Origin of the sequence: Gluconobacter sp. P1D12_c, assembly GCF_018812105.1 — a bacterium.
Lineage (GTDB): Bacteria > Pseudomonadota > Alphaproteobacteria > Acetobacterales > Acetobacteraceae > Gluconobacter > Gluconobacter oxydans_A.
Genome location: NZ_JACSIQ010000371.1, coordinates 1 through 485, shown reverse-complemented (window position 1 = coordinate 485; position 485 = coordinate 1). Strand labels below are relative to the sequence as shown.

At 55.2% G+C, this 485-nt stretch carries 1 pseudogene; it reads left to right on the top strand.

The window, feature by feature from the left end:
- Positions 1-485, top strand: a pseudogene (locus tag KP705_RS17225) (IS5/IS1182 family transposase); the annotation flags it as partial.

Sequence of the window (485 nt, the reverse complement as noted above, 5' to 3'; positions counted from 1 at the left end):
GCTCCTTGAACGCCTGACGCAGGTGGGAGCGATCGAGGGTCTGTTCAATCGCTTTGACACTATTTTGAGGAACGCCGGTTATCTSCCGATGTCSGGCCAGATCCTGGATGCAACTCTGGTGGCYGCTCCAAAGCAGCGCAATACGAAYGCTGAGAAAGCCGACCTCCGGGCAGGGCGTATTCCTGAAGACTGGCAGGACAAGCCCGCAAAGATGTCGCATAAGGATCGTCATGCGCGCTGGACGCTGAAGTTCACGAAAGCAAAACGGCAGGATGACGGGAGTATGCCCGCAACGGATCTCGCTATCCCRTTCTTTGGCTACAAATCCCACGTCTCCATCGACCGGAAGTTTCGGTTCATCCGAAAATGGAAGACGACGGATGCCGCCGCCAGTGATGGTGCGCGATTGAGAGAGGGGCTGTTAGATAAAACCAATACGGCCTCAAGCGTTTGGGCTGATACAGCTTATCGCTCGAAAGCGAATG